The following is a 23,907-nucleotide window of genomic DNA, read 5'->3' on the forward strand; positions in this document are numbered from 1 at the left end:
GATGACCAATCCACCCCAATCGCCTGGAGCAGGAGTCTCGCTGGAAGAAGTCATGACAACGGGAGCTTCAGCAGTACCATTGATAAAGATCTGGGCACCTCTTTCAACACCGATGAAAGCGGCAGTACCCCCAGAGGCCTTGATCACGGTCCCGGCAGGAATGGTCAATGATGCACCAGCTTTCACAATATAAGCTGCGGTAAGACTATATTCTTTTGAAGCATCCAAGTCAGTATCTTCAGTAACATCGCCAGAAAGTTCCACGACCGCATCGGCACAGGGGGTACATGAGCCTCCACAATCAACTCCGGTCTCATCGCCATTCTGGATACCATCCGAACAGGTGCTGCCACCGCCGCCATTGTCGTCACCGCTACACGATACCACAAAGGCCGTTACAGCGAAACTTAACATAATTTTGAAAAATGATTTTTTCATAAGTATAGTTTTAGATTAAAGAAATTCAGATTAAACATTTATTGTTTGACAGTTTTTAAAACTTATAGGTTAGGGAGAGGCTCAAATCAACCCCTTTTTTATAGGATAATGCGGTCACAGGTCCATCTTCCAAGAAACCGGGGATTGCCGGGTTGGTGGTGTCCAAATCACCTTCTGCATTTTCGTTGACACGTTCCACCAACGGATTGAGCAGGTTCCTGACGTTCAGCCCTAGACCAAAATGGTCGCCAAGTTGGGCTGCCGTAATAAAATCAAGGGAGACAAAGCCTTTGTCCACCAAATGTCCCCTACCGGTACTGCCCAAGGCAAAAATGCGGTCGGAAAAATAGTTCCCGGCAAGTGTGGTCCTCAGGTTTTTGTTGTTGGCAAACTCGGTATAGTAACTGATGTCGGCATTGAAAATGAAGTCCGAGGCTCCTTGCAGGGGTGCTTCCGTATTGGTAAAAGCAGCTGCAAAATTGGTTTCTTCGGATACTTTTAGATAATCCAGCTCCTGATTGGTGTTCAGGTAAGAAATATTCCCTCCAACGGACAAGCGTTCAACCAACATGCTTTCTGCACTTTCTTTTTCATTTTCAAGTACATCCACTTTTACCTCAAGTTCGGCCCCAAAGGCAGTGGCGCTATCACCTGTGTTGGCATAACTTAAGTTGTTGGCCGCGGATACGATCAAGAAGGTGTTTATCGGGTTTTCGATATATTTCCCAAATACAGCAAGGGAAACCAGTTCACTTGATGATGGGAAAAGCTCCCATCTCAAATCAAAGTTGTAGTTCGTTGAATTTTCCAATGCCGGATTGCCCTGTGTATCCTGATTGATCTCTTCTTGGAACAGGAAGGGGGCACGCTCCTTGAATTGGGGCAATGTGTAGGTCTTGCTGGCAGCAAACCTTAGGTTTTGCTTTTCATTGAGCTCATATTTAAGGGCCAGGGACGGTAGGAATTCAAAGGTTTCCAACTCGTTGTTGCCTATACCTTGGATCACTGTGCTCCAATCGATCCGTTGAACTATTTGTTCCCCCCTTACACCTGCAAACAGGGTGAACTTTGGGGTAAACTTGTATTCCAAGGTCAAGAATCCCGCATTGATCTGTTGTTCGCCGCCATAGGTCTGTGGATCCAATGAACCTGCGGTAGAGGCGGTTCCCCTAAAGGTTCGGATCTGCCAATATCCAGTGCCAGGACCATATTCATCGAAATAGGCATCGATATTGTATGGGTCCACGTTGGGTTGGTTGGCAATATTCAATATTTGATAATTAAATTGGGTTGCTTCAAAGGAAACGTCCTTGAACCTGCCATTGTACCCAAGGGTCAATTTGCCATCAAAAGCATCGTCATCATTTTTCTTGAACTTGAAGGAAGTGGAAATGTTGGCGGCAAGCTCATCTTCTGTGAGCTCTTGAAAAAATCTGTGGTTGGCTGATGCATCCGATACCAATCGGAAAGATTTTGGACCTTGTGGATCATTGTTGGTATAGGGCAACAGTGTGTTCTGTCTTCTATCTGGGACTAGATTCTGCACATTGTTGTACCCTACACCCCAGTTCAATTCAAGATTTTCGTTCAAATCGTGGTTTCCCAACAATTGATTGATCATCAGTGTGGTTCTCTCAAAAGTGTTCCTTTGGATGAAACCCCCTCCGTTGGGAGCATCGTCTTCCCTGTCCAGGATACCATCAAATTCCTCATGCTTTTGCTCCGAATTGTTGAGCATCACGAAGTTGTACTTGATATCATTGGCCGAGCCCAATCGAAGTCCAACGTTCCCCATAAGGGTAGTAGCGGTTTCGTAGCTATACCTTTGATAGTCAAAATCAGAGTTTGGCAGTCCCGTTCCCAAGTTGGGAGCACCCCTGTTGACCCCTTCCCGGTATGAATTTTTATTGCTAAAGGACCCAACGGCAAAAAAGTTCAATGTGGAATTTTCACCGATATTGAATGAATCCCCGCCTTTAAGGGAAAGGCTTGAATTGATGGGAGTACTTCTTGTTTCGCGGTCCCAACTGGTATCAAAGGTATTGTTGAAAGGATTGTCGGGGATTTCCTTATTATAAAATCCAGAAAAGTCAGGTCCTTCATAAAGGTAGAAATCCTCAACACCAATGGCCTCAGAGTTGGCTCCTGAACTTACACCTAGCTCCAAAAAGCCAGCCCCCGTATAGTTGCGCGAAACTATATTGATGTTGGCTCCGGCAAAGTCGCCATAGTTTTTGGCATTGTACGTCTTGTCAATTCCGATGGATTCAATAATAGATGTACCGAAAAGACCCAAATCGATGTTCTTCTTCGCGGTATTGTTCGAAGGTAGAGGAAGTCCGTTCAAGGTTGTAATGTTGTAACGGTCCCCCAGACCACGCACATACACGTTCCCCGTACCTTCTTCCCTAGCGATTCCGGTCACTTTGGTCACTGCGGTGGCGGCATCACTGGCCCCTTTTCTGGCCAGTTCCTGTGCGCCAATGGAGGTTTCCAGCGTAATGGTTCTTTTTTGGTCCAATAGCAAGGCAACTTCAGAATCTTTTCTGGCAACCGTGGTGACAACGACCTCGTCCAGAGCAACACCTTGCGAAGCGCTCATAGGTACGTCAATACTGGTCACTTTGCCTGCAACCACTTCAATATTGGGAATTTCGACAGTTTCGTAACCCAAGAAACTAAATGATAAAGTGTAGGTTCCGGGCTCCACATTGGGAATTTCGTAGAGACCATCAAAATCTGATGTCGTACCCAAAGTGGTCCCTTTAATAAGGATGTTGGCAAATGCTAGAGGCTCATCGTTCTGCTCTCTGTCCGTGAGTTTACCAACGATGCCCCCGGTGGTTTGCTGTGCATAAGTATAGGTTGCAAAGGCAAACACAAAAATCAATAAAAAGTATTTCATTCTCAGCTAAGTATTTGGCGCAAAGAACGCCACATGCTGTAAAAGCGATGTTAGCTCGCTGTTAAGTGTTCTTTTGCTTATCGTTACAATAAGGTTACCAGATTAAATCAACGTTAAGCATTTATGCCGTTATAGTATTATCTTTACATTTGGGCGTTTAACATAGAAATACCATCCCATGAAAACGAAGGACATTAAGATTCTACTTGTTGACGATGAACCTGATATTCTGGAAATTGTAAGCTACAACCTGGCCTCTGAAGGTTATGAAGTCTTTACCGCCAAAAATGGTGTGGAAGGTGTGGCCAAGGCCAAGAAAAAGGCTCCCCATTTGATCATCATGGACGTGATGATGCCCGAAATGGACGGTATCGAAGCCTGTGAGGTGATACGCAATACGCCCGGGCTTGAAAATACCATCATAACTTTCCTTACAGCACGTGGTGAGGACTATTCCCAAGTGGCCGGTTTTGACGCCGGGGCCGATGACTACATTACCAAGCCTATAAAACCAAAGGTTTTGGTGAGCAAGGTGAAGGCACTGCTCAGGAGGTTGAAAGAGGACAAGAAGGAAGTGGAGGACATTGTAAAGGTAGGCGACATTGTCATCAACAGGGAAGAATACAAAATTATCAACAATGGGGAGGAAATCGTTCTGCCCAGAAAAGAATTTGAACTATTGTCCCTATTGACCTCCAAACCCAACAAGGTTTTCAAGCGTGAAGTGATCCTGGACAAGGTCTGGGGCAACGAGGTCGTGGTTGGCGGGCGCACCATCGATGTGCACATCAGAAAACTTCGGGAGAAAATAGGTGATGACCACTTCAAAACCGTCAAAGGGGTAGGGTATAAGTTTGTTCTTTAATGGCCATCAAGCTAAAGAAGTCATATAAATTTGCTTTAAGGTCGTCCCTACTGGTAACCATTTTTGTTTCTGCTCTTTTTGTGGCCTTCCTTTTGCAAATAGGCCGATTCGACGACTGGCCGTATGCCATTTTGTTTGCCATCATCTGTTTCCTCGTCTGCTTTGTCGTCATCCAGATCAGGGTGGAGCGTTTCATCTACAGGCGCATCAAAAAAATATATGACGATGTGTCCCTCCTCGAATCCACATCATTTTCTTCAAAACCCGTCACCACGGATATGAAGACCCTTACCGAAGAGATCGAAAAGTTTGCCGAAGGCAAGAAGATAGAGATCGACACCTTGAAGATACGCGAGGAGTACCGAAGGGATTTTTTGGGGAACGTGTCCCATGAGCTCAAGACTCCACTCTTCACCGTACAGGGCTACATACTCACGTTGCTGGATGGTGCCATGAACGACAAAAAACTACGCCAAAAATATCTGCAAAGGGCCAGTAAAGGGGTGGAGCGTCTTATCTATATTGTCAAGGATTTGGACCTCATCACCAAATTGGAAGTTGGTGATCTGAAATTGACACGGGAGGATTTTGATGTCATCGAACTCATACAGAACACGTTTGACCTGCTAGAGATGAAGGCGGCCCAAAAACAGATAGCCCTCGTTTTTGATATGGAATACCCAAACCCTGTATATGTGAATGCGGATCGGGAGAAAGTCCAACAGGTGATCAGTAACCTTTTGGTCAACTCCATCAAATACGGCCATGCGAACGGAACCACTGAGGTCAGTGTGGAAAACCTGATCAAGAACAAGGTCATTATCAGAGTGACGGACAATGGTTCTGGGATTCCCAAGCAGCACATTCCGCGGCTTTTTGAACGCTTTTATCGTGTGGACCAGAGCGGTAGCCGGAGTGAGGGAGGGTCTGGCCTGGGCCTTTCCATCGTGAAGCACATCATTGAGGCCCACGGCGAAAAAATCTATGTGGAAAGCGAAGTGGGCGTAGGTTCCGAGTTTTCGTTCACCTTGGAAAAGACCGCAAAAAGGGCCGAATAATCTATATCGGACTCAAATTGGGCAAGCCCCTTGAAATCCTCCATCCGTGACAGTTCCGAAAGTTTGAATGCATCTTGCTCACAGTAGGGCACCAATTCCTGTTTTTCCAATCGCTTGGCCAAATATTCCTGTTCGTACTGCCCCGGAGTAGGGATGAAAAATGCCTTTTTTTCCAGTTTGGCCAGATCCATGACCGTGGTGTAGCCCGATCGGCACAACACTTTGGCGCTTTGGTTCAATGCTTCTTGGAGGGCATCGGATTTCATGAAATTGTATAGGTGGAGGCTTCCCTTGGCCAATTTTTGCTCCTCGAAGGTCTGTTCCTCTTCAATTTTTCCACGCACAAAAACGATGTTTCCCTCAAATCCTTGGAGTTCCTTCAACAATTTTTCCTCCAAAAAGGTGCGCTGGGGCTCCGGGCCGGAAAGCAACACCATAAGGTCATGGGTAATAGGGACATCCAATTTTTCAAAACGGCTCAGCGGCCCCAAGTAGGCAATCTTCAACTTGGATTTCTTCAAGTGTCCCAATTTGCCTGTCAGGTTGGGTTTTCCCTCAACATCGGGTACCCAGCAGGCACCGAATTTCTGTATAATTTTCTGGTGCGCCTTGGAACTCATCCAAGTGGTATTTCCCGAGAGTACGTTCAACTGGTGGGTGATGAACACACAGGGCACTTTTTTATAAAATGCCCCCAAACGGTTATCAGAAATGATCCCGTCCAGCCCATGTTCCTTCACCAATCGCTTCACTTCCTTTTTTTCCTTGGCCATGGCCTTTATCACCTTCGGGGAGTCCCAGATCATCTTGATCTTGAAGTTTTTTCCCTTTTCGGCATAGGTGATCTTGTATGAGGGCAGTTCAAAAGAGGGCAGTTCCGGAAATTCCTTCTGCAGCAATGACAGGGCGACCCCGTCCGAAGCAAGGTATGGCTGGTGGCCGTGCTCCAGCAAAGCCCGAACTATGGGGATGCACCTTGTGGCATGCCCAAGGCCCCAATTCAACGGGGCGACCAAAATCCGCTTGGAATTGAACATGAGCGCAAAAAAACAAAATGTAAATTGCTTGTGGATTTCCTTAGTTTTGCGAAATCATTAAATTTTTGGTCAATTCAGGACAGAAGTGGGAAGCAAGAACAAACTTAAGCGGTTCAGGGAGAACGAGACATTTTCAAACGTGGTACAGCCTACGAGGGATGAGGTCCTGCAAGGATTCAAGTTTAAGGGCGATTGGGCCTCGTTTTTTGGGAACACCAATCCCATTGTCCTGGAACTTGGCTGCGGCAAGGGCGAATACACCATTGGTCTGGCCGAAAGGAACCCGGACAAGAACTATATCGGTGTGGACATCAAGGGAGCACGGTTTTGGCGTGGGGCCAAGGTCGCTGTGGAGAAGCAATTGTCCAACGTGGCATTCCTTCGCACCCAAATCGAATTGGTGGACCACCTTTTTACTGAAAATGAAGTGGAAGAGATCTGGATCACTTTCCCAGACCCGCAGATCAAGTACAAGCGGACCAAACACAGGCTCACCAACCCCGTTTTTTTGGAAAAATACAGACATATTCTGAAAAAGGGGGGCACAGTGAACCTAAAGACGGACAGCGAGTTCATGCACGGCTATACGCTTGGCCTATTGCAGGGGCTGGGACATGAAATTTTATACGCCAACCACGATGTCTATAAAAACAGTGGAAGCCCCGCAGAAGTTTTGGAAATCCAGACTTTCTATGAAAATCAGTATCTTGAGAAAGGAAAACCGATTACATATATCCAGTTTAAGTTAGGATCCACTGACCAATGACCCATATCCTCATCCTTTTTTTTGCCACATTTTCGGCAGCCTTCATGGCCACTGTGCCGCCGGGATTGCTCAACATGAATGCGGCCAAGATCAGTGTGGAAAAGGGAAAGGTCAACGGAGTCATCTTCAGTCTTGGGGTGTCTTCCATGATCATGGTGCAGGCCTATATCGCAGTCTTCATCTCCAAATTTTTATATCGAAACCCTGAGGTCATCGACATCCTCCTCAAAATTGCCATTGCCATATTTGCCTTTTTTGCGTTGTATTTTTTTATAGCGGCAAAGCGGAAGAAAACACAAAAAATCAAAAAGGTGAACCTGAGCAAGAAGAACAGTTTTTTCAAGGGGATACTTTTGGCGGCCGTCAACCTGCTCACCATTCCCTATTACAGTGGACTCAATGCCATGTGGAACGAAGCCGGATGGATCAAGTTTGAGGCCAAGGACATTACCACCTTTGTGGTGGCGGCCGGTGCCGGAACGTTCTCCGTGCTCTACCTCTACACCTTCTATTTTGATAAATTGGAGACCAAGACCAACCGCTTCTCCAAAAATTCCAATTATATCCTGAGCGCGCTCATGCTTTTGCTGTTGGTGATCACCCTTATTCGGATTTTTTACCGTTGATATGGAAGAGGAAAATTTCTTTGACAAAGTATATGCGGTGGCAAGGGAAATCCCCTATGGGAAGGTCACTTCGTATGGAGCCATTGCCAAATACCTCGGTGCCGCCCGCAGCGCCCGAATGGTGGGTTGGGCGATGAACAATTCGTCTGCGAAGGATGTACCCGCACACAGGGTGGTGAACCGCGTTGGGGTACTTACAGGGAAACACCATTTTGGGGGCACCAATCTGATGCAACAACTCTTGGAAAATGAGGGCATCAAGGTGAAGGACAACCAGATTGTGGATTTCCCAAAACATTTTTGGGACCCAGGAAAAGAGCTTTAAAGCCCAGGAGGATGCATTTCATCAAACTCCGTTTTCTCTTGAAAGGCCTTGGCCAACAGTAAAATACTGGCTTCGTCGTACAAGTTTCCCACAAAGGTCATGCTGGTGGGATGGGTTTTCTTGTCCAGGCCAGTGGGAATGGCGATTACGGGATGTCCCGTCAAGTTGGTGGCCAGCAATTGGTCGTTCCCGAACGAAGGCGATATCAGCACGTCATAGTCCTTCATCAATGTGTTCATTTCTTGCATCAACACCTGACGTTGGCGATTGGCCTGTAGGTATTCCACAGCAGGGATGAATCGGCTTTGCCTCAAGGAATTGGCCCTGGAACGCTTGTCCTGTTCCACCATCACATCCACTTTTCCCGAACGCACAAGTTCATCAAAAAAGGCCCCGGCCTCGGCCCTGAGGATAATGTCAAATCCTCTATAGGGAATGGCTTCGGGCAATTCCACGGCCGTAGGCTCTATTCCCATTTCCCTTAGAGTTTCAAGGGCCCTCCGCAAGTTGTCGCCGCTTTCCGTGGTATCTTTTTCGATATTCGCTTTGAGATAGGCCACCTTCAAGCTGGTAATATCTTTTTTCCAATCGACACCAAAGGGGAGGTCGATCGTGGTCAGGTCTTTTTCGTCCTTCCCTTGAATGGCCGCAAAAACAATGGCGCAATCCTCCGCATTCCGCCCCAATGGCCCCACCTTGTCCATGGACCAGCTCAGGCTCATCACCCCGTGTCGGCTCACCCTTCCATAGGTAGGGCGCAGCCCGGTGACCCCATTTCTGGTGCTCGGCGATGTGATGGAACCCAAGGTTTCGGTCCCAAGGGCAAAAGGCACCAGTCCCGCCGAAGTGGCCGATCCCGATCCAGCCGATGATCCACTGGCACCTTGAGTGGTGTCCCACGGATTTTTGGTCTTGCCGCCAAACCACACATCGCCCCGGGCCAAGGCCCCCGAAACGAGTTTCGCGACCAGAATGGCCCCTGCTTCTTCAAGGCGTTCGATCACGGTGGCAGTTTCATCGATTTCTTGGTCTTTGTAGGGAGCGGCTCCCCAAGTGGTCGGGTATCCGGCAACAGACATCAGATCTTTGGCGCCATAGGGGATGCCGTGCAAAATGCCTCGGTATTTGCTATTTTTTATCTCATCGTCGGCACGTTTGGCCTGTGCCAAGGCCAGACTATCGGTAATGGTGATGCTGCATTGCAGCATGGGTTGGTATTTTTTCAAACGGGCCAAAAAGAACTGGGTAAGCTCGGTGGAGGTGATTTTTTGATGTTTGATGAGGGATGCCAATTGCGGTATGGTATAGAAAGCCAACAGGTCATAAGGTTCTGGAATTTCTACATGGTCGGGAATTTCCCAAGTCTGATTTGCCAATTGTTCTGGCATCTCAAAGCCAAATGGAATGGGATCAAAACGAACTGCAGGAAAAACAGCATTGTCCAATGGATATTTTCGGAGCGAGTCGAACCCTTCCCGGTTCCTAAGCAAATAAGGATACAAAGTATCGCGTGCCTCTTTCGAAAAATGGATGCCGATCAAACGTTCGGACCTCTTGACATCCCTTTTGGTGAATTCTTGTTTTGAGGCACAGGAAATCACGAATATCAAGCTCAATAAGCAAAGGAAGGGAGAAATTCTGAGGTGGGTTGGCATGTGCGGTCGGTTATGGAGGTATTCAATGACCTAAGCTACATTTTTTTCAAAAATAAGCGATGGATTGCAGCGTATTTCTATCGATAGAGAAGTATTATTTTCAGGTTTGGAGCCACGGAAAATGCCCAAAAGCACACTAAAACGGGACGAATCCTCACAATATAGAGGCAAGTTGTTCTACCATATTGAAATTCAATGGGCCAACTTCTAAATCTAAGTACAACACCGTATCTTTGTAATTTAGAATCAGTACAAACGACTGCATATAAAATTCGGACAATGAAGTTGAAAAAAGCAGATATTCTCAAGGCATTGGAAAAAATTTCTGCGCCTGGAGATGGTCAAAATATAGTGGAGAGCGGAGCCATCACGAACATTCAAGTGTTCGGGGATGAAGTGGAGGTGGATGTTACCATAAAAAATCCAAGTCTTCAGGCCAAGAAGAAGACCGAGGTGGAAATTTTGAAATGCATCCACAGAGAAGTCTATGAAAAGGCCAAGATCAAGGTCAACCTAAAGGTTGATGCGCCCGCCACACCCAAGGTCAACCAGATCAAGGGGAATCCCATTCCGGGCATACAGAACATCGTGGCCGTGGCTTCGGGCAAAGGAGGTGTGGGTAAATCGACCATTACCGCCAATTTGGCCGTCACCTTGGCGAAGATGGGGTTTAAGGTGGGGCTGTTGGATACGGATATCTACGGACCTTCCATGCCCATTATGTTCGATGTGGCCAATGAGAAACCCTTGTCCATCAATGTGGATGGGAAGGCAAAGATGAAACCCATTGAAAATTATGGGGTAAAACTGTTGTCCATCGGATTTTTCACCCAGCCCAACCAGGCCGTGATCTGGCGTGGGCCCATGGCTGCCAAGGCCCTCAACCAAATGATCTTTGATGCCCATTGGGGCGAATTGGACTTTTTGTTGCTGGACCTGCCCCCAGGGACAGGGGACATCCATTTGAGCATTATGCAGTCCTTGCCCGTAACAGGTGCCGTTGTGGTGAGCACACCCCAGGAAATTGCCTTGGCCGACGCCCGAAAAGGCGTTGCCATGTTCCAGCAGGAAGCCATAAGCGTGCCGGTTTTGGGTATCGTGGAAAATATGGCCTACTTTACCCCGGCCGAACTTCCTGACCATAAATACCATATCTTTGGACAAAACGGTGCCAAAAATCTGGCGGAAGACCTCGATGTACCCTTTTTGGGAGAGATTCCGTTGGTGCAGGGCATCAGGGAAGCAGGTGATGTGGGAAGACCGGCGGCATTGCAGACGGCCACCCCGACCGAGGAAGCTTTTGAGGAACTGACAAGAAACGTGGTGCAGGAATTGGTGCGACGAAACACCGACCTCCCTCCCACCGAAGCAATAAAGATTACAACAATGGCCGGTTGTGCCGCCGTTAAAAAGAAATGAGCATGACATCAGAAGAAATAAAAAGCAATGTTGAAAAGGCCTTGGAGGAAATACGACCCTTCCTACAGAGTGATGGGGGCGATATTACCTTGGTCTCGATAGACAATGACAACTCCGTAAAAGTTAGACTGGAGGGCAATTGCATAGGCTGTAGCGTCAACCAGATGACCCTGAAGAGCGGTGTGGAGATGACCATTAAGAAATATGCGCCCCAAATTGAGGAAGTCATCAATTTGAGCTAACTGATAAAAGTCATTCGTCTTTCCTTTGGTACGCAGTAAGTTGCATGCCATAAAATCCATTGCACATGATCAAGACCGACATATTGATAATCGGAGCGGGACCTACGGGTCTTTTTGCCGTTTTTGAAGCAGGCCTGCTCCAATTGAAATGCCATTTGATAGACGCATTGCCCCAAGCCGGCGGACAATGTTCCGAGATCTATCCCAAAAAACCCATTTACGATATTCCTGGATTCCCCGAAGTATTGGCGGGGGAGCTGGTGGACAATCTTATGGAGCAGATAAGACCCTTTCAGCCCGGTTTTACCTTGGGGGAGCGGGCGGAGACCATTGAAAAATTGGACGATGGCACTTTTGTGGTCACCACCAACAAGGGGACCAAGCACCATGCACCCGTAGTTGCCATCGCTGGCGGTCTGGGCAGTTTTGAACCCAGAAAACCTTTGTTGGACAACCTTGCCCAATATGAGGACAACGGTGTGGCCTATATGATCAAGGAACCTGAGGTGTATCGCGACAAAAAAGTGCTGATTGCCGGTGGAGGAGATTCGGCCTTGGACTGGTCCATTTTCTTGACCGATGTGGCCCAAGAGGTTACACTGGTCCACCGAAGGAATGAATTCAGGGGAGCTTTGGACTCTGTGGAAAAAGTTCAGCACCTCAAGAATCAAGGAAAAATCAAACTGATGACCCCTGCTGAGGTAGTGTCCCTGCATGGGGATGGTAAATTGGAGAAGGTCATGGTGAGGAACACCGATACGGATGAAGATACGGAGGTCGCGGTGGACCATTTTATCCCCTTGTTCGGCCTTTCGCCCAAGCTGGGGCCTATCGGCAATTGGGGATTGGAAATCGAAAAAAACGCCATCAAGGTGGACAATACATTGGATTACCAGACCAATATTCCCGGCATCTATGCCATTGGGGACGTGAATACCTATCCCGGAAAGTTGAAACTGATCCTTTGTGGATTCCACGAAGCAACATTGATGTGCCAAAGTGCATATCAGCGCATCCATCCCGATAAAAAGTATGTGATGAAATATACCACGGTCGGGGGCGTTACAGGTTTTGATGGCAGTAAAAAAGAAGCGCCGAAGGCAGTGGTCAAGGCAATAGATTAAATATTACGTAAAAGTGTCCCCTAGACGGATTATGAGCGACATAAGATTAAAAATAATCGACCGTGATGGCGTTCTGCACGAGGTAGATGCCCCAACAGATATGAACATGAACCTCATGGAAGTGGTTCGATCCTACGAACTGGCCCCAGAGGGCACCATAGGAATCTGTGGGGGAATGGCCATGTGCGCCTCTTGCCAATGCTATGTGCTTTCGGACCATCAGCTCCCTGAAAAATCAGACGATGAGGACGCCATGTTGGCCGAAGCCTTTTTTGTAAAGGACAACAGCCGACTGGGCTGCCAACTGCACATTACCGAAGACCTCGACGGTCTGGAAGTGGAGCTGGCCCCTGCCGAGGATTGATTCAAAGAGGGCATTGGTCAAATCCAAGAGCGGACAAAGCAACAAAATCCTATCTTTAGTCTTTCTTGCTGAACAAGTTTATGGGGAGGACATTGTTTTTCTATGTTTTGCTGTGGTTCTCGGGATTCTGTTGGGGACAGGACCAGTACCCACAATTGACCGAGATTGTCACGGACAATGCCAATATTTTCACTCCGCAAGAACTACAAGGTCTTAGGTCAAAATTGACCCAATTTGAGACTGAAAGCACCAATCAATTGGTGGTATTGACCATTGATGATTTGGGCTATGAGACCATTGAGCAATATGCCAACGGGGTCTTTAACCAGAATAAGCTGGGACAGGCTGGCAAGGACAACGGCATTCTTATCCTTTTTTCAAAGAATGATAGGGAAGTGCGCATTGAGGTCGGCTACGGACTGGAATCTTACATCACGGATGCCGTGGCCTCACGCATCATCCGCAATACCATGATTCCCAATTTTAAGGAAGAAGCCTATTTTGCCGGAATAGATGGTGCCACGGACCAGATCATCGAGTTTCTCAACAATCCCGAAGCCTTGGCGGAATTCAACAGGGAAATTGAGGCGGAAGGCGAAATGCCTTGGTGGGGCTACCTGTTGTTCACTCTTTTCCTATCCATTTTTATTGCTGCCGGGGTATTCGTTTTCTACAAGGGTTATTCGGGTCTGGTGGAAATGTTTCGGGGGATCATGGTCGGGAAATTGGGCCTAGTTCCCGGTTTGTTCATGATTTTCTCCGCACTGTTCATGGTCGGGTTTGGGTTGGTCTTTATTTTGATGCCACTGTTCTTTCTGAGCATGATCTACGGTTTCAATTTGGATTTTGAAGCCTTGGTCGAGGACATTGGTTGGGTTTATTATGTTTTTGGCGGATTCTTTTTGCTGACAATCGTTTTGGCCGTGGTGAAGATTTTGATCAAGGGCAAGGAAGATTTCAAGCTTTCTTGGTTCAAATCGGACAAAACGTATATGGGCAAGACCTTTTCATCTTCAGGGAGCCATTCGTTCGGGTCAAGCAGTTCCGGGGGAAGTTCCAGTAGTTTTTCCGGCGGTGGTGGCAGTTCTGGTGGAGGTGGTGCCAGTGGAAGTTGGTAGGCAAAGGGAATTCCCGTATTTTCATGGAGATAAAACCAAACCACACCCCACATGAGGACATTACTTCTTGCGATTCTTTTCGTCTTTCTTTCCTGTTCGGAAAAACAGCGGACCGAAGTTGAAAACTGGAAAGCCCAAGCAGCGAACATCACCATCATCCGAGACGATTTTGGAGTGCCCCACATTTATGGAAAAACCGATGCAGATGCCGTTTTTGGGTTGTTGTATGCCCAATGTGAGGATGATTTCAATCGTGTGGAGCAAAATTATATCTGGGCCACGGGCCGATTGGCGGAGGTTGAGGGAGAGGAGGCCCTGTACAGCGATCTGAGGGCCAAACTCTTCATGACAGAGGAGGAGGCCAAGGCCAATTATGAAAAAAGTCCCGAATGGCTGAAGAAACTCTGCGATGCCTTTGCTGACGGGGTCAACTATTATCTGCACACCCATCCGGATGTGAAACCCAAACTTTTTACGCGTTTTGAGCCGTGGATGCCCATGTATTTCAGTGAGGGATCTATTGGCGGTGACATTGAACGCATCTCCATCCGAAAAATCCAAAACTTTTATGAAAGTGGGATGGAAATCCCTGAGATGGAATTGCTCCAACAGAAAAAAGAAGCCGAAATGGTCGAGCCCCAAGGTTCCAATGGCATTGCCATTTCTGGGAATCTGACCCAATCCGGGAATGCCATGTTGCTCATCAACCCACATACCTCTTTCTATTTTCGGGGCGAAGTGCACGTGATCAGTGCGGAAGGATTGAATGCCTACGGTGCCGTCACCTGGGGACAGTTTTTTGTATATCAGGGATTCAATGAGAAAACGGGCTGGATGCATACATCGACCTATACTGATGTGATGGACGAGTTCAAGGAGACCATTCTAAAGAATGATGGCAAGCTTTTCTACCGATATGGAGAGGAACTGCGGCCAGTGGATTCGAGCACAGTAACATTGAAATATAGGGATGGTGAAACCCTGAAAGAGAGGACTTTTCCCGTGTACCGCACCCATCACGGCCCGATCACCCATATTGCGGACGACCAATGGACCGCTTCGGCCATGATGTGGGAGCCGGTAAAGGCATTGGAACAATCCTATATCCGTACCAAACAGGATGGGTATGATGGTTTTCGAAAAATGATGGACATCCGAACCAATTCTTCGAACAATACCGTCTATGCCGATGCAGGGGGCAACATCGCTTATTTCCATGGAAACTTCATCCCGAAGCGCGATACCATTTATGATTATACCCAGCCCGTGGACGGCAGTGATCCCAAAACCGATTGGCAGGGACTGCACACGGTGGACGAGAACATTCTGGTGTTGAACCCCGAAAATGGATGGATACAGAACTGCAATTCGACCCCGTACACCTCGGCCTTGGAATACAGTCCCAAAAAGGAGGATTATCCCAACTATATGTCCAAAGATGAAGAAAATTTTAGGGGGGTCCATGCCATTGAATTGTTGACAGGGCGTAGCGGTTATACCTTGGACAGCCTTATCCAATTGGCCCACGACCCTTATTTACCTGCTTTTGAAGCATTGATTCCTGGTCTGGTACGTGCGTATGATGCCCAACCAAGGCCAGAACTGAAAGAGGCTATAGAGGTTATGCGGAATTGGGATTTTACCACTTCAAAGGAATCTGTGGCGATGACATTGGCCCATTATTATGGAACAATGAGCTATTCCAAAGCAGTGAGGCCCGAAGGTCTTTCAGGTATGGAACTTGTGGAATATTGGGGCGCAGCTTCCCCAAATTCAGAAAAACTCGACCTGTTCCAAGAAACCTTAGATCGGTTGACCGATGATTTCGGCACTTGGAAAATGCCTTGGGGTGAAGTGAACCGCTACCAACGCTTGAACGGGGATATCCGCCAACCTTTTGACGATGCCAAGCCCAGTATTCCCATTGGTTTTGCAAGCGGCAATTGGGGGGCATTGGCGGCCTATGGCGCACGGTACGACAACGGTACCAAAAAGATGTATGGAACCCGCGGCAACAGTTTTGTGGCCGTGGTGGAATTCGGGGACAAAGTAAGGGCCAAGACGATACTTGCCGGGGGGCAGAGTGGAAATCCCGATTCACCTCATTTCAATGACCAAGCACAGCGCTATGCGGACATGGAATTCAAGGATGCGGCGTATTATAAGGAAGATGTATTGGAGCGGGCCCAACGGACATACAGGCCCGGACAGTGATCATTCATCTTCTTTGACGATGATCAAACTTGCTTTGGAACCGGTGGAAAGGTTCCATCGGTTGTTGTGGATGACCTCACCTTTGTCATCGGTCACCACCACTTGGGCCGTGTTGGGTCCGGACGAACCTTGGTTCAAGGCTTCGAACTCGACGCGGTTGAAACCTGGGACCAAATCAAGATTTATGCCCCTGAAGGTTCCCGATAGCAGAAGGTTATGCTCCACCACCTCTCCGTTCACGTAGATTTTGATGCGGTCGCCATCCACATATTCGTGGTCCCTTGCCACAATGCCCACAAACTTGGCATTGGTCTTGAAATCGCCCAGATATTGATCGCCAAAGTGTTCGTTGCTCCCTTTTTCCTTCTTTTCCCCGACCTTAGGGTCGATGACCAAATCGTGGCCTGCCTGCAACAATTCCCGATCGGGCAACATTTGGATGCCAGGTTTCTCATTTTTGGAAGTAAGGTTCTCGTCCAATACGGAAGGCATTCGGAGCGATGTACCTTGATTGCTGGCCTTGATGTCGAGGTCGTTCTTCTCGCCGATCTTTAACGGACGGGTAGTGGGCAGATCGCCCTGCGCGAACAAGGGAGCCGTAGAGAGGAACATACCCAGTAGAACAAAAAATAGCTTCTTCATGGCAAGATGGAACAATTTGGCACAAATAAAAGTAACAAATACCTTGCCATGAAGATGATAAATTGAAGTTAAATCGTTAACCTGCAATCTTTTTGCCCTTTTCTTTTTTTAACCCGAACAAGGGATGCAGCCATGGAATCCTCAGAATGACAATATCGTAGATCAACCAACTGATGCCAAAGGTGCCCACGATCAATAGAAATGCCTTTGGCAAAAGGCCCCAATCCAGATCCATGAGATAGTAAGCAATGCCCACGGTCACGGTTTGGTGCAGGATGTAGAAGGGATAAACTGCCCGGTTGGCATAGGCAAGACCTTTGCTGGGTCTGTTCAGACATTGTGCGGCGTAGGCGAACAACACCAATATCCAGGACCAAATGTTCACTACTTTCAACAGGGCTTCGGTAAAATGGATCACATAGCCGTCCTCAAAAAGCAACCAGATAATCACTTGGCCCGAAAAAGCCACTATGCCGATCACAAGCGCTTTGTGCTTCAATTGGGGCAGACTTTCCCAGAATATGTTTCCGGTCGCGATCAGGACAAATCCATAGAAAAATAGAATGATATTGAAAATGATGGTGAACCAATCATCGACCAGGGCATGGGTCACTGGAAAAAAAGGCTCCACCAAGGCTTCTACAAAGTAGAGTGGGATTACAAAAAGATAGATTCTCAGGGGTTTTTGGAGCATTCTTTTGACCCCATCGATAAACTTGGTGCCATGATTTCTCAAGTAAATGAATAGCGGCGAAAGCACCCAGGAGAACAGCAACAGATAAGGTAAGAACCAGAGGTGGTGCCAACTCAGGTTCCCTTCGGGGTACACCCCATCGAAAGCCACGGACGTGTAATATTGAAGGTATGAACCTGAATAAGTACCTTCCGCCAAACGTTCAAAATAGACTTGGGGTGGGACAATGAGCAACATCCCCGCAACCAGTGGGATGCCCAGTCGGAGGAAACGTTCCCAGGCAAATTTCCCCAAGGTCCTTTTGCCGAGGGCATAGTAAGTGCCCATTCCGGAAATGGTAAAGAGTATGGGTAGTCGCCATTGGTTCAGGAACCACATGGGCCAACGCAGCCAATCGTAGATCACATTGTTCTTCACATGCCAGCCCCAAGGGACAAAGAACATGCCCACGTGATAAAAAATAAGCAACCCAAATACAATGACCCGCAACCAGTCGAGATCATAACGTCTTATCGTTTTTTCCATTTTGATGAATTTTGGCCAAAGATGGGAAGTGTGTTTGTAAATCGCTTGATTTTAGGTCCGTGCAAATGTCCTGAATTACAATTTGGGAGAAATTAGACCGTTTTTTGCCCGTTTTTCTGCTTCACAAAGGCAGATGGCGATTGGCCCACATGTTTGCTGAAGGCACTGTAAAAGGCAGATTTGGACCTGAAGCCCACTGTTTGGCCAATGGCCTCTACCGTAAGATGGGAAAAGTCAGGGTCCACCAACCTACTTTTGGAAAGCACAATCCTTTTTTGGTTGATGTAGTCGTTAAAGTTCATCCCTGTTTGTGAATTGATCAATTTGGATACGGTATTGGCATTGGTGCCCAGTTTTTCTGCCAGATTTTTCAGGGACGCACCCTGATCTGAATAATAAGTAGTCTCGTTCAGGAACTGCTCAATGGTTTCAAATTCGATGGAACTGCCTGCGAGGGTCTCGTATTTGTCAGCAATCCATGATTTTTCGAAAAAGCGGGATTCCGAAAGAATGAAGAAAGAAGTGACAAATATGGTTAAGGTGTGGATCATGCCAATATAATGGTCCCCACCATCGTCATCAAAATTGAAAAAGATGAAAAACAGGGTCAGCGACAGGATAAAGGATATGATCACGGTATTCTGCGAAAAAAGATACTTGTCCAGTTTGATGTTCTTGGCGGACACCCAACCATTTGTTTTCGCTTTCAAGACCAGACGAAAAGTCAAGACCAAGTATAACGAGCAACTGAACAGGATCAACCACCGGAACTTATCTTTTATGATGTGATAGGAGTGGTTCACCCCATCAGGAATGTCCAAAAAACCAAGATTTTGATAATAGGCGCCCAAATAGGCATTGATTTTCACTTCGATGGGACTCACATAATAATAGATCTGTGACAGGGCATAGGCCACGGGCAGCAAAAAATGGAACCAGTGTTTTTTCAGGGTTATGGGCTTACGCTCAAGTAGGGCATAGAGGAAAAAATACAGTGTAGGAAAAATGAGTAGCACTAAGGGTTCTGTGGAATCGTTGAACCCCATCACATATTTTATGAGTCCTGTATAGCATAGGTACACATCCAGAAATACAAAACATTGTACCAGTAACATCCAACCAAAGAACAAAATGGCGGACCTTCTTTTGGCCCTGATAAAAATGACCAATGTCAGAAAAAACCCCTGGACAATTCCAAGCAGCATGATGTGGGACGCAAGGTTGTGGCGTATCGGGATCTGGTCAAGTAGGGCCTCGAGGCTGTTCATGTCAAGGAGCTATATAGTCCGATAAATTTTCGGGTCCTTCCAGCAAGACCCGTACAATTTGTAGCGTACCGTCCGCCTTGGTGGCAATGTGCCATTTGATGAGCGAAATCTGGCCGTTTTCAATCTCCAATCCTGTGATGCTCCGTGGGTGCACGCAACTCCCGTCGTTGAAAAAGGGAATCTGTCCCGGTTCGGGGAACCGGGGCCTGTGGGTATGCCCAGCAATGGTGAGCAGCATGTTTTTCCTCAAGATCCAGCGTTTGATGCGTTTTTCAATGCGGATGAGCTCTTTGTAGTTCTTTGCAGGGCTAGTGGGGTCCGCAATGCCCACTACCTGTAGCGGTTTCCAGAGTATTCTTACCAAGAACCTTCCGATGCGCCAGCACACATAGTTCCACCAATCGGCTTGGTGGCCATGGGTGCAGAATATCTCCTGTCCAGTTTCCTCGTGCTTCAAGATAAGGGCCTCATGATAGGTGATCCCTTCAAAAAGGGCCTTATCGGAACCGTCAATGGGCTCAAAATAATGGGAAAGGTGTTTTTTTACGTAATTCTCATCCCGATAGACCATGTCGTGGTTGCCCCAAAGCATGTGCAACCGTTTTTCCAAATGGAACTGGCGCAGCAATTGGTATACATTTTTATGGGCCTCGATCAAGGCCTCGAAACTGATGTTTTCCCAAAGTTCATCCCCATCGCCAAGTTCACAATAGTGGAAACCTTCCCTGTAATAATGGTTCAGGGCGTGGAAATAGATGTTCCTGTTGTTCGCAAAATCATCCGCAAAACTATTGTCCCCCCTGTGGCAATCACTGAAGAAGATAAACTTGGAAGTGTCGTCAAAAGAGATGGCCTTGGCATTCTCGTAGGCCCGGTCCAATCTTGTGGTGGATGACATGGGTTAAATTTTACCAAATATCCTCAAAAATGGCAATTAATCCATAAAGATGAGCATGGAATGAAATGCATTTTTTCTTTTTGTAACTTTACGGACTCAATCTCGACTAACGCTTGTATGAAGCAGGATAAAGGTATGGAAAGCCCTGTGGTTCAGTTGGTAAGTTTCAATAAACTCTTGGAGCATTACGATGAACAGCTTAAAAGTCCTAATAGACATTTGGCGGAGCGTGCCAAATATGTGTTGGACGCACAGGCCCCTTACCCCATACTGAGGGAAGGGTTCAGTGATCTTTCGCTTTTGGAAGAACACAAGTATGTGATCAAGATCATTCTGGAGGATACCTTTGCCCCCATGCTCACCAATAATGAGATCAAGACGGCCACCACGGCTTTTGAGGATTTGGTGTTCAACTCTTCGGAGCGTTTTCAAAAACTGTTGAAAGAAGCGGGGGAAGGTTTTCAACCGCAAATCCACAACTTGCCCATGGAGTACAACTACATCATGAAATGTAGTGTGATCCTAAAGTTCCATTACGGGTACAATCTCGATTTTAAGCGTCCCCTTTTCTATGATATTCCGGATGCCAATGGGGTAATGAACCGCTATCGCATCATGTACAATGCGGATTTTATGGAGGTGCTTCCCACCGAAAAGGCAAAGGAACTCACGAAGGACGATGTGGATGAACTCTTGGCAAGTTTTGACAACCTTGACCTGTGGAAGGAAAAAATCCCACCTAATAGTTTTATTGCCAAGGGGTTCATCATTTCCAATATGTTCGATGTGACCGCGGAGCATTCCATATCGGAGATAAAATCAACCTTGATCGGAGGCAAGAAAAAGGAGAACGAATCTTTTATGGAGAGTTTTCAGAACACGTTCCGATCGTTGTTCCGATTAAAGGATATCAATGTTGGTTTTGCGGGATATGATTCCAATGCCAACAACTTTTTCAAGATCTATGGCAAGGGAATGGAAAGCTATGTCCTGAACGGTAAGGATCTTGAATCCTGTGACGTCATGCTATGCGATCATTCACACGGGAAGTTGTTCAAGGAAGGAAAATATTTTGCCATTTCCAACGTGGAGAAATATTTCAAAAAATCGGAAGGCAATGTCCAGCCCTATAAAAACCTCATGGAACAAGGCATACAGAGTGCCATATTGGCCCCTATCTCCGTGAATGGGAATCTCTTGGGGGTATTGGAACTTGTTTCCAAAAAGGCCAATGAGCTGAACAGCGTGAATGCCAACAAACTGGACGATGTGATGCCCTATATCATCTCTGCCGTGATGCGGACCATTGAGGAAGAGGAAAACCTGATAGATGCCGTGATCCAGCATGAGTGTACCACGGTACACCCATCAGTATATTGGAAGTTCCAGGAAGAGGCCAAGCGTTTCATGGCCGATGAACTGGCCGGCAACCAGCCCATTTTTAGGGAAATTGTGTTCAAGGATGTTTATCCACTCTATGGTCAGATCGATATCAAGGATTCTTCCAAGGAAAGGAACCTGTCCATCCAAAGAGATCTGATGATCCAACTTTCGGAAATCAATGAGATACTGAAAGAAGCGGTCAAATCGTACGGACTTCCCATATATGAAGAGCTCATGTTCCGGGTCAACAGTTATCTGGAAGAAGTGCGGGAGTCCCTTTTTACCCATACCGAGCAGGCGGTGTTCGATTTTGTGAAGGAAGAGATTGACCCTGTCTTCAAACACTTCAAGAAAGAGGACAAGCACCTCAAGGCACTCATTGGGGAATATGAGAAAAAGATAGATAGTACCACGGAGTCCTATTACGACCACCGCCGCAATTACGACGAAAGCGTAATGGAAGCCAACATGCAGTTGGCCGCAATTCTGGACAAAAAACAGGAAGAAGCCCAAGCCATGTTCCCACACTATTTTGAGCGGTACAAGACCGATGGGGTAGAGCACAACATGTACATTGGCAGTTCCATTGCAAGGGACCGGGTTTTTGACAATCTGTATCTGAGCAACCTCAGGCTTTGGCAACTTCAGGTGATGTGCGAAATGGAGAACAAATACTATGCGCTCAAATCCAAATTGCCCGTAAAACTGGATGTGGCCTCCCTTATTTTGGTGTACAGCACTTCCTTGGCCATACGTTTCCGCATGGATGAAAAGCGTTTTGATGTGGACGGGACCTACAATGCCAGGTATGAGGTCATCAAAAAGCGGATAGACAAGTCGTACATCAAAGGCACCAATGAGCGATTGACCCAAAAAGGGAAACTTTCCATAGTATATTCCCAACGTAAGGACGAAAGGGAGTATATGCGTTACCTACGGTTCCTAAAAGCGAAGGGCTACTTTACCAACAACATTGAGATCGTAGAACTGGAGGGACTCCAAGGGGTGACGGGACTCAAGGCCATTCGGGCAGAAATACTCTACAAAAAGGATAAAAAATCCGAGCGTACCTATACGTACGATGACCTTATGGAGGAGTTAAGGTCGTAATCGTCAAAAAGTTATTTGGTCTGGACCAAAAAAGCGAAAGGCAACGCCAAAAGCAATCACGGAGATGATCATTCCCAACATGAAAATGGTATACGTGATTCGGAGTATCTTGTATTTACGGTTCAGCACAAGCCCCAAATAATAAAGGTCTTTCGTTAGCGAGGAATACACGTATTCCTTGTCCTTGATCAGTTCCTGAAGAGCCCATTCATATTCCTCGAGCTTCATTTTATGGAAATTCCCGAAGAACAGTAGATTGACCCTTTTTTGCTCCACATCCTCTTTAGTGAACCTTCCACTAGTGATGTTGGGCCTAGTGGCCAAAACGGACAATACCATGGAGGCAACACTGAACAGGATGAGAACAAACGTTGGGTAGATGAGATAGGCATTGGAGGGATTGTCAAGTTTGGTGAGCAAGTTGGCCAGTACCAAAGAAATGATGATGGCATTAACGGACAACAGGATGTTTGACTTGGTGTCCGCAATGTCACTGAGTTTCAGATGGTTTTTGAGGGTCACACGGTAAAGTGTCTGTATGCTCCGGTCTGGGCTTTCATTTTTGTACTTCGCCTTCAATGCCTCCTTTTTGGCTATGTTTTTTTCGGTTTTCTTTTCTTTGAGCAGTTGTTTTAAATTCCGTTCCTTGCCCTCCTCCCAATTTTCTTTGGCATAGTCGGTGTAAAAACTGTGGAGGTTTCGGAACATTTGGATGTTCTTGTCCCTCCAGTCCTTCGAGGAAAAATCGGCAATGCCGAGCAGTTTGAGTTCCTCCTTCAAATAATCCGTGGTTTCCCAGTAACTGCTTTGTGCAAAGTGGGACGTGTCGGCATCCTTGATGATTTCTTCCGATAAATTTTGTGGTTCATGCCCCATTTTCGTGGCCATGATAAGCTTACATATCTGAGTGATGCCCTTGGAATCATATCCATTTTCCCCAAGAAACGAAGTCGCCATTTTACAGCTCGCCTCTTCATGGTTTTCCCGGTCTTCAACATAACCGATATCATGGAGCCAAGCGGCCAATAGCAATTGCTCATTTTCATCATCGCCCAGACTATAGAAGTTGAGCAATTCTTTAGTACTTTTAACAACACGTTGGGTATGTCGAAGGTTGTGGTATAAAAACCTGGGATCCAGTTTTTCCGTTAGCAATTTTGATGCAAAGCATTCAGTTTTTTCAACAATTTCCGACATAATCATATGTTTCAATAATCCAAATTACAAAATT

At 46.8% G+C, this 23,907-nt stretch carries 20 protein-coding genes and 1 pseudogene; 12 read left to right on the forward strand and 9 right to left on the reverse strand.

The window, feature by feature from the left end; translation table 11 throughout:
• Both FOT42_RS07830 and FOT42_RS07835 read right to left on the reverse strand, forming a co-directional pair.
• Positions 1–438 (reverse strand): annotated as a pseudogene (locus FOT42_RS07830) (hypothetical protein); the annotation flags it as partial.
• A 55-nt stretch (positions 439–493) separates the two neighbouring features.
• Complete coding sequence (locus tag FOT42_RS07835) at positions 494–3,343, reverse strand: TonB-dependent receptor (RefSeq protein WP_151890021.1); 2,850 nt, start codon at positions 3,341–3,343, stop codon at positions 494–496.
• A gap of 178 nt (positions 3,344–3,521) precedes the next feature.
• Between FOT42_RS07835 and FOT42_RS07840 the strand changes: the two genes are divergently transcribed.
• Positions 3,522–4,208 carry a response regulator transcription factor gene (locus tag FOT42_RS07840; protein ID WP_151890022.1) on the forward strand — a complete coding sequence of 229 codons (687 nt, stop codon included), beginning with the start codon at positions 3,522–3,524 and terminating at the stop codon, positions 4,206–4,208.
• Positions 4,208–5,266, forward strand: coding sequence for a sensor histidine kinase (locus FOT42_RS07845; protein ID WP_151890023.1), 1,059 nt, complete (start codon positions 4,208–4,210; stop codon positions 5,264–5,266). The genes FOT42_RS07840 and FOT42_RS07845 overlap by 1 nt, the downstream gene beginning before the upstream one ends.
• Here the strand turns inward: FOT42_RS07845 and FOT42_RS07850 are convergent.
• Positions 5,191–6,303 carry a glycosyltransferase gene (locus FOT42_RS07850; RefSeq protein ID WP_151890024.1) on the reverse strand — a complete coding sequence of 371 codons (1,113 nt, stop codon included), beginning with the start codon at positions 6,301–6,303 and terminating at the stop codon, positions 5,191–5,193. The two genes, FOT42_RS07845 and FOT42_RS07850, sit on opposite strands and share 76 nt — an antisense overlap.
• Before the next feature lie 85 nt (positions 6,304–6,388).
• Here FOT42_RS07850 and trmB point away from each other — a divergent pair, with 85 nt between their 5' ends.
• Genes trmB through FOT42_RS07865 form a run of 3 tightly spaced genes read left to right on the forward strand, consistent with a single transcriptional unit; the run spans position 6,389 to position 8,020 of the window.
• Positions 6,389–7,069 carry a tRNA (guanosine(46)-N7)-methyltransferase TrmB gene (gene trmB / locus FOT42_RS07855; RefSeq protein ID WP_151890025.1) on the forward strand — a complete coding sequence of 227 codons (681 nt, stop codon included), beginning with the start codon at positions 6,389–6,391 and terminating at the stop codon, positions 7,067–7,069.
• Positions 7,066–7,695 (forward strand): LysE family transporter, encoded by a 630-nt coding sequence (locus FOT42_RS07860; RefSeq protein WP_151890026.1) that lies wholly within the window; start codon positions 7,066–7,068, stop codon positions 7,693–7,695. The genes trmB and FOT42_RS07860 overlap by 4 nt, the downstream gene beginning before the upstream one ends.
• Before the next feature lies 1 nt (position 7,696).
• Positions 7,697–8,020 carry an MGMT family protein gene (locus FOT42_RS07865; RefSeq protein WP_151890027.1) on the forward strand — a complete coding sequence of 108 codons (324 nt, stop codon included), beginning with the start codon at positions 7,697–7,699 and terminating at the stop codon, positions 8,018–8,020.
• Here the strand turns inward: FOT42_RS07865 and FOT42_RS07870 are convergent.
• Entirely contained in the window at positions 8,017–9,675 is a 1,659-nt protein-coding gene (locus FOT42_RS07870) for an amidase (RefSeq protein WP_151890028.1), read from the reverse strand. The two genes, FOT42_RS07865 and FOT42_RS07870, sit on opposite strands and share 4 nt — an antisense overlap.
• A 279-nt stretch (positions 9,676–9,954) precedes the next feature.
• Between FOT42_RS07870 and FOT42_RS07875 the strand changes: the two genes are divergently transcribed.
• The 6 genes from FOT42_RS07875 to FOT42_RS07900 all read left to right on the forward strand — a co-directional run bounded on the left by FOT42_RS07875 (position 9,955) and on the right by FOT42_RS07900 (position 16,156).
• Positions 9,955–11,094 carry an Mrp/NBP35 family ATP-binding protein gene (locus FOT42_RS07875; RefSeq protein ID WP_108422613.1) on the forward strand — a complete coding sequence of 380 codons (1,140 nt, stop codon included), beginning with the start codon at positions 9,955–9,957 and terminating at the stop codon, positions 11,092–11,094.
• Positions 11,095–11,096: 2 nt separating this feature from the next.
• On the forward strand, positions 11,097–11,336 hold the full coding sequence (locus FOT42_RS07880; RefSeq protein ID WP_072876825.1) for a NifU family protein: 240 nt from the start codon (positions 11,097–11,099) through the stop codon (positions 11,334–11,336).
• A 65-nt stretch (positions 11,337–11,401) separates the two neighbouring features.
• Entirely contained in the window at positions 11,402–12,460 is a 1,059-nt protein-coding gene (locus FOT42_RS07885; protein WP_151890029.1) for an NAD(P)/FAD-dependent oxidoreductase, read from the forward strand.
• 31 nt (positions 12,461–12,491) lie between these two features.
• Positions 12,492–12,824 carry a 2Fe-2S iron-sulfur cluster-binding family protein gene (locus tag FOT42_RS07890; protein WP_151890030.1) on the forward strand — a complete coding sequence of 111 codons (333 nt, stop codon included), beginning with the start codon at positions 12,492–12,494 and terminating at the stop codon, positions 12,822–12,824.
• 80 nt (positions 12,825–12,904) lie between these two features.
• Positions 12,905–13,942, forward strand: coding sequence for a TPM domain-containing protein (locus FOT42_RS07895; RefSeq protein WP_151890031.1), 1,038 nt, complete (start codon positions 12,905–12,907; stop codon positions 13,940–13,942).
• Positions 13,943–13,993: 51 nt separating this feature from the next.
• Complete coding sequence (locus tag FOT42_RS07900) at positions 13,994–16,156, forward strand: acylase (RefSeq protein ID WP_151890032.1); 2,163 nt, start codon at positions 13,994–13,996, stop codon at positions 16,154–16,156.
• Here FOT42_RS07900 and FOT42_RS07905 read toward each other — a convergent pair whose 3' ends face one another.
• The 4 genes from FOT42_RS07905 to FOT42_RS07920 form a co-directional block, all read right to left on the reverse strand.
• Positions 16,157–16,798 carry a hypothetical protein gene (locus FOT42_RS07905; RefSeq protein ID WP_151890033.1) on the reverse strand — a complete coding sequence of 214 codons (642 nt, stop codon included), beginning with the start codon at positions 16,796–16,798 and terminating at the stop codon, positions 16,157–16,159. It abuts the gene before it with no gap.
• 76 nt (positions 16,799–16,874) lie between these two features.
• Positions 16,875–18,017: an acyltransferase family protein gene (locus tag FOT42_RS07910; RefSeq protein ID WP_192938344.1), complete on the reverse strand. Its 1,143-nt coding sequence runs from the start codon at positions 18,015–18,017 to the stop codon at positions 16,875–16,877.
• A gap of 92 nt (positions 18,018–18,109) precedes the next feature.
• Complete coding sequence (locus tag FOT42_RS07915) at positions 18,110–19,285, reverse strand: helix-turn-helix domain-containing protein (RefSeq protein ID WP_151890034.1); 1,176 nt, start codon at positions 19,283–19,285, stop codon at positions 18,110–18,112.
• Between the two features lies 1 nt (position 19,286).
• Positions 19,287–20,183 (reverse strand): metallophosphoesterase family protein, encoded by an 897-nt coding sequence (locus tag FOT42_RS07920; RefSeq protein WP_151890035.1) that lies wholly within the window; start codon positions 20,181–20,183, stop codon positions 19,287–19,289.
• A 117-nt stretch (positions 20,184–20,300) separates the two neighbouring features.
• Between FOT42_RS07920 and FOT42_RS07925 the strand changes: the two genes are divergently transcribed.
• Positions 20,301–22,676 carry a GAF domain-containing protein gene (locus tag FOT42_RS07925; RefSeq protein ID WP_151890036.1) on the forward strand — a complete coding sequence of 792 codons (2,376 nt, stop codon included), beginning with the start codon at positions 20,301–20,303 and terminating at the stop codon, positions 22,674–22,676.
• Positions 22,677–22,679: 3 nt separating this feature from the next.
• Here FOT42_RS07925 and FOT42_RS07930 read toward each other — a convergent pair whose 3' ends face one another.
• Entirely contained in the window at positions 22,680–23,873 is a 1,194-nt protein-coding gene (locus FOT42_RS07930; protein ID WP_151890037.1) for a Pycsar system effector family protein, read from the reverse strand.
• Positions 23,874–23,907: the final 34 nt, after the last annotated feature.

It is taken from the genome of Flagellimonas hadalis (assembly GCF_007785775.2).
Taxonomy (GTDB): Bacteria; Bacteroidota; Bacteroidia; order Flavobacteriales; family Flavobacteriaceae; genus Flagellimonas; species Flagellimonas hadalis.